The organism is Paraburkholderia bannensis NBRC 103871, assembly GCF_000685015.1.
Lineage (GTDB): Bacteria > Pseudomonadota > Gammaproteobacteria > Burkholderiales > Burkholderiaceae > Paraburkholderia > Paraburkholderia bannensis.
In genome coordinates, this window is the sequence record NZ_BAYA01000035.1 from 30,881 (window position 1) to 44,862 (window position 13,982).

General features: G+C 60.2%; 11 protein-coding genes. 7 read left to right on the forward strand and 4 right to left on the reverse strand.

All coding sequences use genetic code 11. The annotated features are described in order from the left end of the window. The first annotated feature begins 13 nt into the window (after window positions 1–13). Genes BBA01S_RS43940 through BBA01S_RS43945 form a run of 3 tightly spaced genes read left to right on the forward strand, consistent with a single transcriptional unit; the run spans window position 14 to window position 3,715 of the window. Complete coding sequence (locus tag BBA01S_RS43940; protein WP_042298333.1) at window positions 14–1,399, forward strand: paraquat-inducible protein A; 1,386 nt, start codon at window positions 14–16, stop codon at window positions 1,397–1,399. Further along, window positions 1,392–3,029 carry a PqiB family protein gene (locus BBA01S_RS33480; RefSeq protein ID WP_027820246.1) on the forward strand — a complete coding sequence of 546 codons (1,638 nt, stop codon included), beginning with the start codon at window positions 1,392–1,394 and terminating at the stop codon, window positions 3,027–3,029. The genes BBA01S_RS43940 and BBA01S_RS33480 overlap by 8 nt, the downstream gene beginning before the upstream one ends. Then, window positions 3,026–3,715, forward strand: coding sequence for a PqiC family protein (locus BBA01S_RS43945; RefSeq protein ID WP_042298334.1), 690 nt, complete (start codon window positions 3,026–3,028; stop codon window positions 3,713–3,715). The genes BBA01S_RS33480 and BBA01S_RS43945 overlap by 4 nt, the downstream gene beginning before the upstream one ends. Window positions 3,716–3,856: 141 nt before the next feature. Here the strand turns inward: BBA01S_RS43945 and BBA01S_RS33490 are convergent, their stop codons facing one another. Together BBA01S_RS33490 and BBA01S_RS33495 are read right to left on the reverse strand one after the other, a co-directional pair. Then, window positions 3,857–4,252 (reverse strand): nuclear transport factor 2 family protein, encoded by a 396-nt coding sequence (locus BBA01S_RS33490; RefSeq protein ID WP_042298335.1) that lies wholly within the window; start codon window positions 4,250–4,252, stop codon window positions 3,857–3,859. 109 nt (window positions 4,253–4,361) lie between these two features. Beyond that, the gene (locus tag BBA01S_RS33495) at window positions 4,362–5,117 is read right to left on the reverse strand and encodes an SDR family NAD(P)-dependent oxidoreductase (RefSeq protein ID WP_027820248.1); all 756 of its coding nucleotides are present in this window, start codon (window positions 5,115–5,117) and stop codon (window positions 4,362–4,364) included. 141 nt (window positions 5,118–5,258) lie between these two features. On the opposite strand from BBA01S_RS33495, the gene BBA01S_RS33500 reads away from it, so the two are divergent. Then, window positions 5,259–6,191 carry a LysR family transcriptional regulator gene (locus BBA01S_RS33500; RefSeq protein ID WP_027820249.1) on the forward strand — a complete coding sequence of 311 codons (933 nt, stop codon included), beginning with the start codon at window positions 5,259–5,261 and terminating at the stop codon, window positions 6,189–6,191. 69 nt (window positions 6,192–6,260) lie between these two features. On the opposite strand, the gene BBA01S_RS33505 is transcribed toward BBA01S_RS33500, so the two are convergent. Further along, window positions 6,261–7,577: an epoxide hydrolase family protein gene (locus BBA01S_RS33505; RefSeq protein WP_042298336.1), complete on the reverse strand. Its 1,317-nt coding sequence runs from the start codon at window positions 7,575–7,577 to the stop codon at window positions 6,261–6,263. A gap of 15 nt (window positions 7,578–7,592) precedes the next feature. On the opposite strand from BBA01S_RS33505, the gene BBA01S_RS47200 reads away from it, so the two are divergent. From BBA01S_RS47200 to BBA01S_RS45360, 3 genes are all read left to right on the forward strand, one after another. After that, window positions 7,593–7,832: a hypothetical protein gene (locus BBA01S_RS47200; protein WP_156966170.1), complete on the forward strand. Its 240-nt coding sequence runs from the start codon at window positions 7,593–7,595 to the stop codon at window positions 7,830–7,832. 276 nt (window positions 7,833–8,108) lie between these two features. Further along, entirely contained in the window at window positions 8,109–9,656 is a 1,548-nt protein-coding gene (locus tag BBA01S_RS33510) for a winged helix-turn-helix domain-containing protein (RefSeq protein WP_027820251.1), read from the forward strand. A gap of 210 nt (window positions 9,657–9,866) precedes the next feature. Then, window positions 9,867–12,458 carry a winged helix-turn-helix domain-containing protein gene (locus tag BBA01S_RS45360; RefSeq protein ID WP_052392011.1) on the forward strand — a complete coding sequence of 864 codons (2,592 nt, stop codon included), beginning with the start codon at window positions 9,867–9,869 and terminating at the stop codon, window positions 12,456–12,458. A gap of 49 nt (window positions 12,459–12,507) precedes the next feature. Here BBA01S_RS45360 and BBA01S_RS33520 read toward each other — a convergent pair whose 3' ends face one another. Further along, window positions 12,508–13,956: a YncE family protein gene (locus tag BBA01S_RS33520; RefSeq protein WP_245641664.1), complete on the reverse strand. Its 1,449-nt coding sequence runs from the start codon at window positions 13,954–13,956 to the stop codon at window positions 12,508–12,510. Window positions 13,957–13,982: the final 26 nt, after the last annotated feature.

The following is a 13,982-nucleotide window of genomic DNA, read 5'->3' on the forward strand; positions in this document are numbered from 1 at the left end:
TTCTTTCTCTCCAATGCCCTACCCCACACTTGTCGCGTGCCGCCACTGTGACGCGCTGTTTCGCAAGCCTCGCCTCCTGCCCGGAGGCCAGGCCGCGTGTTGCTCGCGGTGCGGCTCCACGCTCTACCGGGAAAGCTTCGCGCAGCTCGATCGCCTGTGCGCGGTCACCGTCGCCGCATTCATCACCTTCATCATCGCGCAGTCGTTCCCCATCATCGCGCTCGACGCTAACGGCATTACGTCGGAGTCGAGCCTGATCGGTGCACTCGTGGTCTTGTGGAACGAGGGCATGCATGCCGTCTCGTCGATGGTGTTCTGTGCAACGGTGCTGTTTCCCCTCGTCGAGATGGTGGCGCTGCTTTATTTGCTGCTGCCTATCCGGCGAGGCGTCGTTCCACCGGGATTCCGTTATGTGATGCACGCCATCGAGTTCGTGCGGCCGTGGGGCATGCTCGAAGTCTTCATGGTGGGCATACTTGTGGCCATCGTAAAACTGGTCAGCATCTCGCGGGTGATGCCAGAGACCGCGCTGTTCGCTTTCGCTGCGCTGACCTTGATGCTGACTGTCGTCGCGATGTTCGATTTTCGCAGGCTCTGGGATATGGCGGATTCGTTGCGCGCTCCACCAATCGGCAGTGATATCGACCGTCTGGATGACACGCCGGACAGTCGCTCCGGCGACGTTTGCCACGACTATCCGCACCGCGCAGGTTTCCAGACGCGCGACGTTACCGCCAGGGCGGCCGGCCTGGCTAGCTGCCATGTCTGCGGCCAACTGGAGTCGCAGCAGATCCTGGCGCGCAAACAGCGCTGTGGCCGCTGTAATACGCCCGTGCACCTGCGCCGCCCCGACTCTTTGCGTCGCACGTGGGCGCTCCTGAGCGCCGCGGCGATTCTCTACGTTCCCGCGAACGTCCTGCCGATCATGAATACGGCAACGCTCGCACATGATCGCGGCGACACCATCCTGAGCGGCATCGTCCACTTCTGGATGACCGGCGAATGGTTGATCGCGGCTGTCGTTTTTATCGCCAGCATCATGGTGCCGATGCTCAAGCTCTCCGCGCTCGCGCTCCTCGCCTTGACCTCGCAGCGTCGCTCCCGATGGCGCACAGCAGAACGCACGACGCTCTACCGGGTCGTCGAATTCATAGGCCGCTGGTCGATGCTCGACATCTTCGTGATCGCGCTCACCGTTTCGCTGGTGCGCTTCGGCTCGTTCGGCACCGTCACAGCCGGGCCTGGCGCCATCGCCTTTGGTTCGGTAGTCATCCTGACGATGATCGCCGCGATGCAGTTCGACCCGCGACTCATCTGGGATCCCGTCGCCAGCACGGCAAAGATCGCGCCGGTCGCCGAGGAACCCTCGAATTACACAATGGAACATCCGCATGACTAGTCCGAAAGGAACCCGCACGCCTCCCGGCGACGACCATTTTCCGGGCGTCGGCGAGCCGCAGATCGTCCAGCCCAGACGCTGGCTGCCCTCGCTCGTCTGGATCGTGCCGCTCATCGCGGCGCTGATCGGCGTGGCGCTTGTCGTGAAGTCCGTCGCCATGCGCGGCCCGACGCTCACGATCACTTTCCTGTCCGCCGAAGGGCTCGAACCCGGCAAGACGAAGGTCAAGTACAAGGACGTCGAAATCGGCTCGGTGCGCGCCATCAAGCTCTCGCCGAACCTCTCGCACGTGCTCGTGACGGTCGAGCTGACCAAGGACGCAGAAACCTTCGCCAGCAAGGACAGCCGCTTCTGGGTGGTGCGTCCGCGAGTGGGTGCAGGCGGCGTGTCGGGCCTGGGCACACTGCTGTCCGGCGCCTATATCGGCGCGGATGCGGGCCGCTCGCACGAAACCGCGAGCGACTTTACCGGACTGGAAACCCCGCCTGCCGTGACCATCGACGAGAAGGGCCATCACTATTCGCTGCACAGCAAGGATCTGGGCTCGCTCGATATCGGCACGCCGATCTTCTATCGCCGCATCCAGGTCGGCCAGGTCACGGGCTATTCGCTCGACAAGGACGGCACGGGCGTCACCGTGCAGGTGTTCGTGAGCGCGCCGTACGACCAGTACGTGGGCACGAATACGCGCTGGTGGCATGCGAGCGGCGTGGACGTGAAGCTCGACGCCAGTGGTTTCAAGGTCAATACGCAATCGCTCGCGACCGTTGTAGCGGGTGGCCTCGCGTTCCAGCAGCCGGGCGGCAGCCCGATGGGGCCGCAGGCGCCCGACAACGCCATCTTCGCGCTCGCCGACGATGAAGGCGATGCAATGAAGGAGCCAGACGGCGCGCCGTCGCGCGTCGTGATGTATTTCAACCAGTCGCTGCGCGGGCTTGCCGTGGGTGCAACCGTGGACTTCCGCGGCATCGCGCTCGGCCAGGTGACCGACATCGGTATTGAATACGATCCGAAGCAGCGTAACTTCGCCATGCCGGTGACGATGGATCTGTACCCGCTTCGTCTTGCGCGCAAGAACCGCGGTGGAGCCGCGCCGCCGCCAGGATCCCCGCAGGATCGCGAGTTTATTCAGCGCCTCGTCGAGCGCGGCCTGCGCGGGCAATTGCGTAACGGCAACCTGCTGACGGGCCAGCTTTATATCGCGCTCGATGTATTCCCGAATGCGCCGCCGGCGAAGTACAACCTCGACAGCAATCCCATGGAACTGCCGACGGTGCCGAACTCGCTCGAAGAACTCCAGCAGCAGGTCGCCGATATCACCAAGAAGCTCAATCAGGTTCCCTTCGACAAGATCGGCAACAACCTGAACGAGTCGCTCAAGAGCGCAAACGAGCTGTTCGGTAAGGTGAACGACGAGATCCTGCCGCAACTGCATGGCACGCTCGAAGAGACGCAGAAGACCTTCCATGCCGCGCAGGCCACCTTGCAGCAGGATTCGCCGCTGCAATCGGACGTGCATCAGGCCATGCAGGAACTCACGCGAACCCTGCAGTCGCTCAACTCGCTCACGGATTATCTGGAGCGCCATCCCGAATCGCTGCTGCGCGGCAAATCAGGAGACAAGCCATGACGTTTCTCCGGCCTAACCTGCCGCTTCGTTCCGCGCTGCCGGCGCTTGCCCCGGCGCTCATTCTTGCCGCGGCGCTTGCGGGCTGCGCCTCGCCCGCAAGCCGCTTCTATACGCTGAGCCCGAGCGGCGACGGTGCACGTACTGCATCGGCTGCGACGGCGCCCGTCGGCGCGGGCAACCCGGCGTGGCTCATCGAGCTTGCACCGGTCGACGTGCCGCCGCAGGTCGCAAAGGCGCAGCTCGTCGTGCAGACCGACGCCACCCAGGTGAAGGTGCTGGAACAGGAACGCTGGGCGTCGATGCCCGGCGACGAGATCCGCCGCGCGCTTTCCGGCGACCTCACCCAGCAGTTGAACACCCTCGACGTGTATGGCTCGCCGCATCCGGATAACGTGCCGGTCTATCGCGTGAGCGTGAACGTGCAACGCTTCGAATCATGGCCCGGTTCGCACGCGCTGATCGATGCGGTCTGGAGCGTGCGCGCACTCGATTCGCAGACGGTCATGACCTGCCGCAGCGTGATCGACGAGCCCGTGGGCCAAGGTTACGACGCGCTGGTAGCGGGACATCGCGACGCGGTCGATGCCCTGGCGCATTCAATTGCGCGCGGACTTCGTGAACTGGGCGATGGTCGGACAAAGGGCGCGCCCTTGCATTGTCCGGTCGAGACGCCTCCACGTGGCTAGCACTGCGCCTTCTTGAGCAGTGACAGCAGCGAATCACGACTGAGCGCGTCGTCAGAACAGACGGCGCGCTCTCGTGCAAGCACCGAACGACTGAAATGCAGCAGTGGCTGGTGAATCCAGAAATATCGAATATTCTGGGATTCAGGTTGACGAATCATCGTGCGAATCCAGGAACACGTACAGGACGGCGATTTTCGAATCGCGGACGACAATGATGTCCTCGCCGGTGTAACGGGGAGGCTCGCCGACTGGCCCGGAACCCCAGATCAAGCGCCCGCCGTTCTGTACGGCTTCGGGTTTCCGGTGAGGCGTGTAGACATAGCTCGGGTGCGAAGCGCGCAGCTTGCCCGCAATCGACGCCAGTTCATCGTGGCCGACGTAGCGGCCGATCGGTAGATACACGACGCAGTCGTCCGTGTAGAGATCCTCGATAGCCTTGCGAAGGCGTACAGGATCGCCTTCACCAAAAACTTCGCGGATATTACGCATCAGCAAATGCTCAATTAGCGTGGGATCTGGCTTCTCGATTTGTGACATGAAAACCCTCAGAAATAGCATGTCGCGACGGTGTCTAGCGACTCGCGATTGTGAGCGGGCGCGGCATTTCGTTTCGTGCCACACCCGCTGATCGAGACTGATCGGGGACTCAGACCTGTGCCTGGCCGCCGTCCGCGGTGAATTCCGCGCCGTTGACGAAGCTCGAATCGTCCGAGGCGAGGAAGGTCACGACCTTGGCGATCTCCGACGGGTCAGCCAGGCGTCCAATCGGCACCAGCGAGGCCAGGTAGCTCGCCAGCCCGTCCTGCGCTTCCTTCGTGTCGCCGGCCAGTTCCACCAGTCCGGTGGTCAGCGTCGTACCCGGGCTCACCACATTCACGCGGATACCGCGCTCCTTCAGATCCAGCACCCAGCTACGGGCCAGCGCACGGACTGCGGCCTTCGAGGCACTGTAGATGCTGAACGCAGGCGTGCCCGTCGAACCCGCGATCGAGCCGTTCAGGATCAGCGAGCCGCCTTTTTGCATCAGCGGCAAGGCCTTCTGCACCGTGAAGACCACGGCGCGGACATTGCGATTGAACGTGTCGTCGAAATGCTGGCCGGTGATCTCGCCGAGCGGGAGCATCGAGCCGCCACCCGCATTGGTGAAGACGATATCCAGGCGACCCTGTTCGGTGCGGATCTTCTCGAACAGCGCGTCGAGATCTTCGTCACGCGTGACATCACCTCGCACGCCGCGCGCGCCGTGACCGATCGTTTCGACGGCGGCATCCAGTTCGGCCTGACGGCGTCCGGTGATGTACACCTTCGCGCCTTCTGCGGCGAGATCCTTTGCTGCGGCCAGGCCAATGCCGCTCGTGGCGCCGGTTACCAGTGCTACCTTGCCTTCGAGTTTCCTGCTCATGATTTGCTCCGGGTTGTTGGGTGTTGATGGATGCAACGATAAACGTCTGCACGACGTAGAAAAACACGGTGACTGCGAATTGATTTTCCATGTGCATGGATAATCACTACACTGACAACTCATCTGCTACAGGGAGGATCAATGGATCAACTACAAGCGTTGCGTGTATTCGTGCGAATTGCCGAGTCAGGTGGCTTCAGCAAAGCGGCCGACACCTTGAACGTACCGCGCGCGACCGTCTCGAAGCTCATTCAGGAACTTGAAACGCATCTGCGCGTGAAGCTGTTTCAGCGTTCCACCCGACGGGTAGTCGTCACGGAGGAAGGTCAGGCCTACTATCAAAATGCCGTGAAGCTGCTCGCGGATCTCGAAGAGATGGATGGCCTGTTTGCGGATTCGCGCGGCAACCCGCGCGGCCGGATCCGCGTCGACATCGGCTCATCGCTCGCCAATCTGATCCTGCTGCCCCACCTTCCCGCTTTCCGCAAGCGCTACCCCGAAATCCAGCTTGACGTGGGCGTGAGCGACCGCCAGGTCGACCTCATCAGCGAAGGCGTGGACTGCGTCATCCGCGGCGGCGAACTGGAGGACACCTCCCTTGTTGCGCGCCGCCTGGCAGGGCTGGAATGGGGCACGTATGCCGGTTCCGGCTACCTCGCCGAACGCGGAACCCCGTCGCATCCCGATGACCTGCTCGCACGCCACGAACTCGCGGGCTATTTTTCATCCTTGACCGGCCGTGTCGTTCCTCTGCTTTTCCAGCAGGGTGAAGAAACCATCACCATCGATCCGAAAGGCGGCAGAGGTGTCTTTGTGAACGAAAGCACGGCTCATCTGACCTCTCTGGTAAGCGGCCTGGGTGTCGGCCAGACGTTTTCGTTCATGGCGCAGCCGTGGCTGAAAAACGGCGATCTTGTCCAGGTTCTGCCTCAATGGAAGCGCCCGCTCCACCCGATGCACATTGTTTTCGCCCAGTCGAAATACAACAGTGCCCGGCTGAAGGTTTTCGTCGACTGGGTCATCGAAATCTTCAAACCGTACGACAGCACGCCCGCTTCGCGTCGTGCTGCCTGACGCGCAGTAGCTCAAGCGTGGTGTCATGACGCGAGAATGCGGGCGGGCGTACGTTTGGCAGGTTTCACGCTACGCCGTCCTCATCTTGCGAAAAGCGAGTCGCATCTCCTGTGCAAATAGCGCGGGCTGCTCCATGGCTGCGAAATGCCCGCCTTTGTCCACTTCCGACCAGTAGAACAGGTTCGGCCATGCGGCTTGAGCCCAATCCTTCGGAGCACGATAGATTTCGTGGGGAAAGATTGTCGCGGCCATCGGCAGTTCGATGGTGCCGCCGCTGAAGCCTGACATGCCGGCCTGCGTCGCCTCCCAGTAAAAGCGGGCAGACGACGCCGACGTGTTGGTGACCCAGTACAGCGTGATGTTGTCGAGGATCTTGTCGAATGCAATATGGCCATCGGCTTGATTGGCGTTGTCCGCCCAGCCAATGAATTTTTCGTACATCCAGCTAGCCTGGCCGGATGGCGAATCCGCGAGTGCATAACCGATCGTCTGCGGCCTGGTCGCATGCTCCTTGAAGTAACCACCGCCATCGCCGGTGAACCTGGCGGCGCCATCCACCGCGGCTTGCTGCTCTGGCGTAAGATGCGCAGGCAAGGTTTGCGGAAAAACCAGCGGCCAGTTCACGTGCGCGGCAATTAGCCCGTCGGGACGGAGATGACCCAGGACATGGGTCACGCCCGTTCCCCAGTCGCCGCCCTGCGCCACCCAGCGTGTGTATCCGAGGCGGGTCATCAGCGTCGCCCACGCCTTTGCGGTGCGGACAACATCCCATCCTTTCTCTTTCGGCTGATCCGAAAATCCAAAACCGGGCATCGAAGGGACGACGACATCGAACGCATCCTCCGCACGGCCGCCATAGGCAGTGGGATCGGTGAGCGGCCCGATGATGTCGAAAAACTCGACGACGGAACCGGGCCATCCGTGGCTCAGGATGATCGGCAACGCATCAGGGTGCTTCGATTTCACATGGATGAAGTGAATTCCCAGGCCATCGATCGAGGTTCGATACTGCGGGAAACGGTTGATCTGCCGTTCGAAGCGACGCCAGTCATATTGGGTCTGCCAGTATTGGATGAGTTCTTTGGCCGAATCGAGCGGCACGCCCTGCACCCAGCCCGATGCAGTTTCCTGATTAGGCCATCGCACGTTGGCGAGCCGATGCTCAAGGTCATTGAGCACACTCTGCGGAATCGAGACGCGAAATGGCGTCACTGCTTCAGTGGCTGCGGGCATCGTAAAGATTGCCGGCGGTACATTCGCGCCTTTCACAGCGGCTTCTGCAGTGTTCAGGAATGGCAGTGCGGCAAGTGCGGAAGCCAGTTGCATCACGCTACGACGGCGCATGTCGGGTTGTGGCGCTTCGGAAGCAATATTCGTGGGTGCCATTGAGGTGTTTCTCCCGTGGATTTGGATATTGAAAATGCGTTCTGTTGTTCAGGTTCGATCAATGTCGATGGCGAGACTTTAGACGCACGCAGATTTCGGAAAAATACGCTCTTTGCCAATTCATTTTCCACAGCTGTGGATGATCCAAAGTCCTCCCGGGAGATCCGACTGACCACGGCAGCGGCGTATACAACCGTTGCAACCACAACGGAAGTATTCGAAAAATCCCGCCCTATTGCATTGAACGATCCTTAAAATTTATGAAAACACGCCGTGGCGGTTTTTTGGCGTTGCAAATTTGTTATGCACAGACATAATAGGTACTGTCCGATCCGACTCCAGCCAGCGGCGATCTATCGTTTTTCACTCAGGCTGCGTGTGCATCAGTGGCAGGCATTGCTCCGCACACGCATCCTGCTGTGTCACGCGCAATGGGGTGCGAATTATTACCAACACCTTTCGGAATTCGCGCGCCTGGGTCTGACTCGTCAGTGACTGCGATGCGCTGATCCCACTATTTAGATTGCCCTGATGAGATTCGGTGAACTAGAAATAGAGCGCGATACGCGGCAAGTCCTTCGAGGCGGAGTCGCTGTCCGCCTGAGTAGTCGTGCGTTCGACCTGCTTGCGCTGCTGCTCGACGCAGACGGAGCACTCGTTTCAACCGATGAGATCCTGGCGAGGGTCTGGCCGACCACGATCGTCGAGGAAAACAACATCCAGGTGCATATCGCCGCGCTCAGGCGCTTGCTGGGTGAAAATCGCCACCTTATCCAGACGGTTTCGGGACGCGGCTACCGAATGTCAAGGCCGCCATCCGCGGTCACGGAACCTGCCCGCACGCCGCACGACCCACGCCCTGAAGTTCCCCCTGCACTCGACCTGGGCATTCCGCATCCGGGCGGGTTCCTGTTTGGTCGACAAACATGCATCGACCGCCTGATCTGTGCGATTCGCGAGGGATCGGATTCAGTCATTACGCTGACTGGCCCGGCGGGCGTTGGAAAATCCAGGCTGGCGCAAGAAGCCGCTCGATATCTCGACGAACAGAACAAAGTCACCGTTTCCTATCTTTCGCTCGCGTCGCAGTCCAGTGCGGACGACGCGTACGCAATGATTGAGCGTGCGCTGGATCGAATCAGCGATCATCAATCAGTTGGTGGTACGGAAGGGTTCGACGGGCCCGCAGCGCTTCTCGTTCTCGACAATTGCGACCGCCTCGGCGATGCCGTGATCCGGGCCCTGTCCGACAGTGCGGCCTTCAGGCAGGCATCACGAACAGTCGTATTGCTGACGACACGTACGCCCCTCAGGATTACGGCAGAAAAGGTACTCAAGACTCGATCTCTTCTTGCAATTGACCCGTGCGAAACGATGAACGCTGCGGTCGAAATGTTCGTTGCCCGAGTGCGGTGTTTCGATCCAGAAATAGACATCACCGGCGAATTCATGGGACGTGCCCGCCATCTCGTCGAACAGATGGATGGCCTGCCACTCGCGATCGAATTCGCGGCCTACCATACGTCCATGCTCGGAATCGAATCGGTAGCGCTTCTGCTCAAGCAGAATATCGACCTGTGTAACGGCGATGTACGTCGTATGTGCGAGAGCCGGCACGCGTCGTTAAATGCCGCGCTGATGTGGACATGGCCCGATCTCGGCGTGAGACCTCATGCGATTCTGGCAGGACTGCTGGACGCGGGAGCCGAAGCCGATCTCTCTGAGCTTCGAAGCATCGCGGAGCGGTCGGGATTCAATGCGGAAAATGCGCTTGAGGCCATCAGTGAACTCGCCGAAAGTTCATGGCTCATACGCGCCTATACGGGGTTGTCGGTCACGTACAGAATTCCTTATACGGTTCAACGATTCCTTTGGCAGCAACGCGCAGAACTGGCGCTATCCGCTTCTCAGCCGGTAGATCGGCCTGTCCCGGATTCCCATTCGCTTGAACGACCGACCGCCAGAGTCAGCAACGGCGTGCCGTCCAGCAGACCTTCGGGTCGAAGTAACTCGCGCAACGGTAACGCAACCCGGGCGCGGCCAGTCAATTGCGTCGAATTGCGCAGAAAAGGAAGCTAGGGACTTGCAAGAGTGGAGATTCAAATTTTTGGGAAGCGTTGGGAATGCACGCTTTTTCATAAATTTGTCCTGTTACGATAGACATTATTATTAGTTCCATATCGTTCTATCGTGCTGGTCAATTTATGTGCAACTTGCATCTACCGCTGCCTCTGACGCCTTTCCTCGCAAAGCACGGATTCCCTCTCTCATGGCAAGCAGAGCGGCCGAATGATTGAGGTCGGCCCCCTGCGCGTCTCGATCAAGGATGGATCCGTCTTTCGGGCCGGCCAGCGTTGCCAGATCAGCAGTCGCGCGTTCGCGGTTCTCGAAGCGCTCATTTCCTCCCGCGGCTCGCTCGTCACCAAGGAGGCTTTGCTCAATCATGCGTGGCCGTCGACAATCGTCGAAGAAAACAATCTGCAGGTACAGATCGTCACGCTGCGGCGCGCACTCGGGGACGCCCGCGATCTTCTGCAAACCGTACCGGGCCGTGGCTACCTCCTGCTGCCGCAGCCCCAGGCCGCGCCGCGCCAAAGCAAGGTGTACTCGTTGGGCCTGCCGTTCGTCGATACCCTTTTTGGGCGCAGTGACGCTGTCGACGATCTTCTGCATCTCTTCAAGTCCAATCAGGTTGTCACGCTCACCGGTGCCGGGGGGATCGGAAAAACGAGCCTGGCAATCGAGGCCTGCCGCGACACAGGGGACTTGTTCATCTGTATCCGCTATATCTCGCTTGCGGCCATCCAGAACGATCACCAGCTGAAAGAAGCCGTCCTTTCCATTTTTGCCGATGTCGTAACGGGCACCGCAACTAGCGTCGAGGAAATGTCCAGAAGCTTGCGTAAATCGCAATGCCTCGTCATCCTCGACAATTGCGAGCACCTGATTGAAAGTGCCGCCTATATCGCGCAGACGATTACGGCAGGCAATCCCGGCGTCCGCGTGCTGGCGACGAGCCGCGAGGCGCTGCGCATTGGCGCCGAAACGGTCTATCCCGTCCAGAACCTTGCCTGTCCACCGCTGAGCGCAAAGAAGGATGAAACGCTCGAATCCGACGCGGTCAAACTCTTCCTGCATCGACTAAACCGGCTATCGGCGGAATTCGATCTCGACGAAACAACCGTTGCCTTGATCGCGGAGATCTGCCGGCGTCTGGACGGTATTCCCCTCGCTATTGAACTGGCGGCTGCGCGAGCGGCTACGCTCGGACTCGACACGGTACGCGCGCACCTCGACGATCGCTTCGCGATTCTCACAGGCGGTTCCCGCGATGCGCTGCCGCGCCACCAGACGTTGAGAGCGGTATTCGACTGGAGCTACAGGCTGCTCGCGAAAGACGAACAGCAACTATTCCGGCAAGCAGGCGTGTTTGCGGACGGATTCACGCTCGAAGCAATCGCAGCAATCATGAAGCGGCATGGGCAATCAACTGCCGGAACGGCCAGGACTGTCGCCGGGCTTGTCGCCAAATCGCTGCTCTACGTCGACCGGCAGAATGCGCGACGCTTTCGCCAGTTGGAGAGTTCGCGCGCGTTTTCTCGTAGTCTCCTCGACCAGCATGGTGAAACCGATGAGGCCGCGCACGCGCACGCCATTTACTTCCGCGACTTCTTCGAAAGGGGGCCTTACAAGGACGAGCCAATCCCGATCGAGAGCGCTCATGACGTGATCAGCGCCGAGATCGGGAACATGCGGGCGGCCATGGCATGGGCATTCGGGCCAGGCGGCAGCCCTGATCTCGGCATCGATCTCGCTGGGACTGCGGTGCCGATGTTGTATGAGCTTCCACGCCTTGAGGAGTGTGAGTATTGGGCCGCCATCGCCATCGATGCACTTCATACCTCGACGGAGAATCGTCGACAGGCCCAGACGCGACTCAGAATACTGACGGCCTATGCAGCCGCACTGGTGTACACCGAAGGCCCTAACCCTGCCGTTGAGACGGCATGGCAGGAGGTTCTGGCGCTGGCCGAAGCCGCTAACGACCACGGACTGCAACTGCGTGCGATCTGGGGATTGTGGAATCTGGAGCTTTACGCTGGCAGGCCCATGAGCGCGCTCGTTCAAGCGCAGCGGTTCCAGCGTGCGGCACAGACGCTCGGGTCGCCGCTCCAGGTCGCACTGAGTCGCAGGGTCATCGGCATGACGCTGCACTATGCTGGCAGGCACGCTGAGGCGCGCGAAGAACTAATTGCGGCATTGGCGGCCCCCGCAATTCAGGAAGTCAGATGGTCGACAGCCGGCGTTCGCACAGACATGGTGACGGCCACTCACGCGCTGCTAGCCCGCATTCAGTGGTTTCTCGGCGACCCGAGTAGAAGCCTGCAACAGATCGAAGCCGCGGAAGACACGGCGAGAGCCACGGGACACGAGGTCACTTTGGCATACGTGCTCATGGAGGCGACGATCCCCCTGGCGATCCTTCACCGAAACGCGAATAGCCTCATGCTTGCCGTGGAGAGCCTTGAAAACGAATGTCGAAAAGCCGGACTGCGTGCCTGGCTGGCATGCTGCGATGCATTTGAGTGGATCGCCCGCGCGATGGAAAGCCGCCTGACTCACGACGCGCTGACCGAGATGGAAAGATCCATTGAACGGCTGATCTCGACAGGCTACCTGACGCCGTTGCCCATGGTTCTTGGCGAGTTTGCGTCCGCGCTCCTTGCGAGTGGCCAGCGTGATCGCGCTATTGAAACCGTCGAGACCGCGCTTGAGCACTGCGCACAACACGGGAGCTGGTGGTATCACCCTGCGCTGCAGGATTTACGCGCATCGATCGCCGATCAATTGCCGGTTGTGCCTGCCACGGAAAGCCTGTAAGCGGGTAGCTCCTGCTATTTCCGCATACAGGCCGTCCTCAACCCGCGATTCAAAGAACCTGTATTTGCACCACGGGCCCAGGTTTTCCGTCCACCTGCGGGGCAATGACCAGGTAGCGCCGGGTCGCCTTTGCCTGCGGATCGTTCACCGATACGACCTGTCTGATCTGCCCAATTGCATTGACGATCGCTGAGCCTGCCGGATTGGTCATGAAATTCGCCAGGCTCTCGATCTCACCGCTGCCATCTGGATTGCCCGCCAGCCCCAGCACATACGGCTGCTTCGGCTTGAGGCCGGTCACCGAGGCCTGCAATACCTGCAACAGCCCCTGATCGAACAATGCGACGCTGGTCGGCGCACCGCCCGGCAAATTCGCGTCGCCTGACGCCGATTTCATCTGGATATGCGTGGCATTTCCGGCGACGCCAAGAGCCTGCAGATTTTGCGCTCCATCGCCACTGGGAACCGCATCAGGCACATAAGCGACGGCCTGCGGCGCCTGACCAATGGGAATCTGTGCGATGACCTTGTTCGATAGCGTATCGATTGCAGCAAGCGCATCGCCATTTTCGAGGCCGACGTACACGCGCGTGCCGTCGCCAGACGGCCAGATCCCATGCGGCAGGCTGCCAACCGGAATGGTTGCGACCTGAGCGAAGGTGTCAGTCCGGAATACCTTCACCAGGTTTTGCCCCCCTACCGTGACATACGCGAACGTGCCATTGGCGTTCTTCACGATATTGACGTGATTGGTAATCGGGCCGGTATCGATCGATTTGAGCAATGCGAACGGTGGCGTGGCTTCAAATACCTGGGTGCGCCCCACGTCCTTCAACGTAAACCAGACCTGCTTGCCATCTGGCGTCGCTGCAATATTCGGGCAAAACGGACTGTCCTGCCTGACCTTGCCAACAATTCGATGATTAGCGACTGATACGACATCGGTCTCGGGATTAAATGACGAACATACATAGCCGTATTTGCCGTCCGGCGAAAAAATCTGCATTCCTGGGCCAGCCGGCGTCGTGATGCGAGTTTTTTCCTCGAAGGTCTGCGCATCGAGCACCGATACGTAGTTCTCTCCGCGCACCGTTACCCATACTTCCTTGCCATCCGGCGTGAAAAAGGCCTCATGCGGCGAACGTCCCACGTACGTCACATGTTTGACTGCGTTAGTCGCAGTATCAATGAACGTGACGGAATTCGAGCCGATCGATACCACAGCCAGTGTTCGATGATCCGGCGAGAAACCCATGCCATGAACAAGCACTTGCCCCCGATATAACGGGCTGAAATTACCGGGCGAAGGGTCACCCAGACGGATGACACCGACCAGCCGGTTGTCGGCGGGATCGGTTACAGAAACGGTATTCGAAAATTGTTCAGCGGCATAGACACGATCGCGATGACTGATCGGCACGTCCGGCGCTGCGTCGGCGCCTGGCGCCTGGCCAGCGAAAGCACATGCCGACAAAGCGAACACAAATGCTCCCGACATCGCGCGAGCATGGAAACTCCACTTCA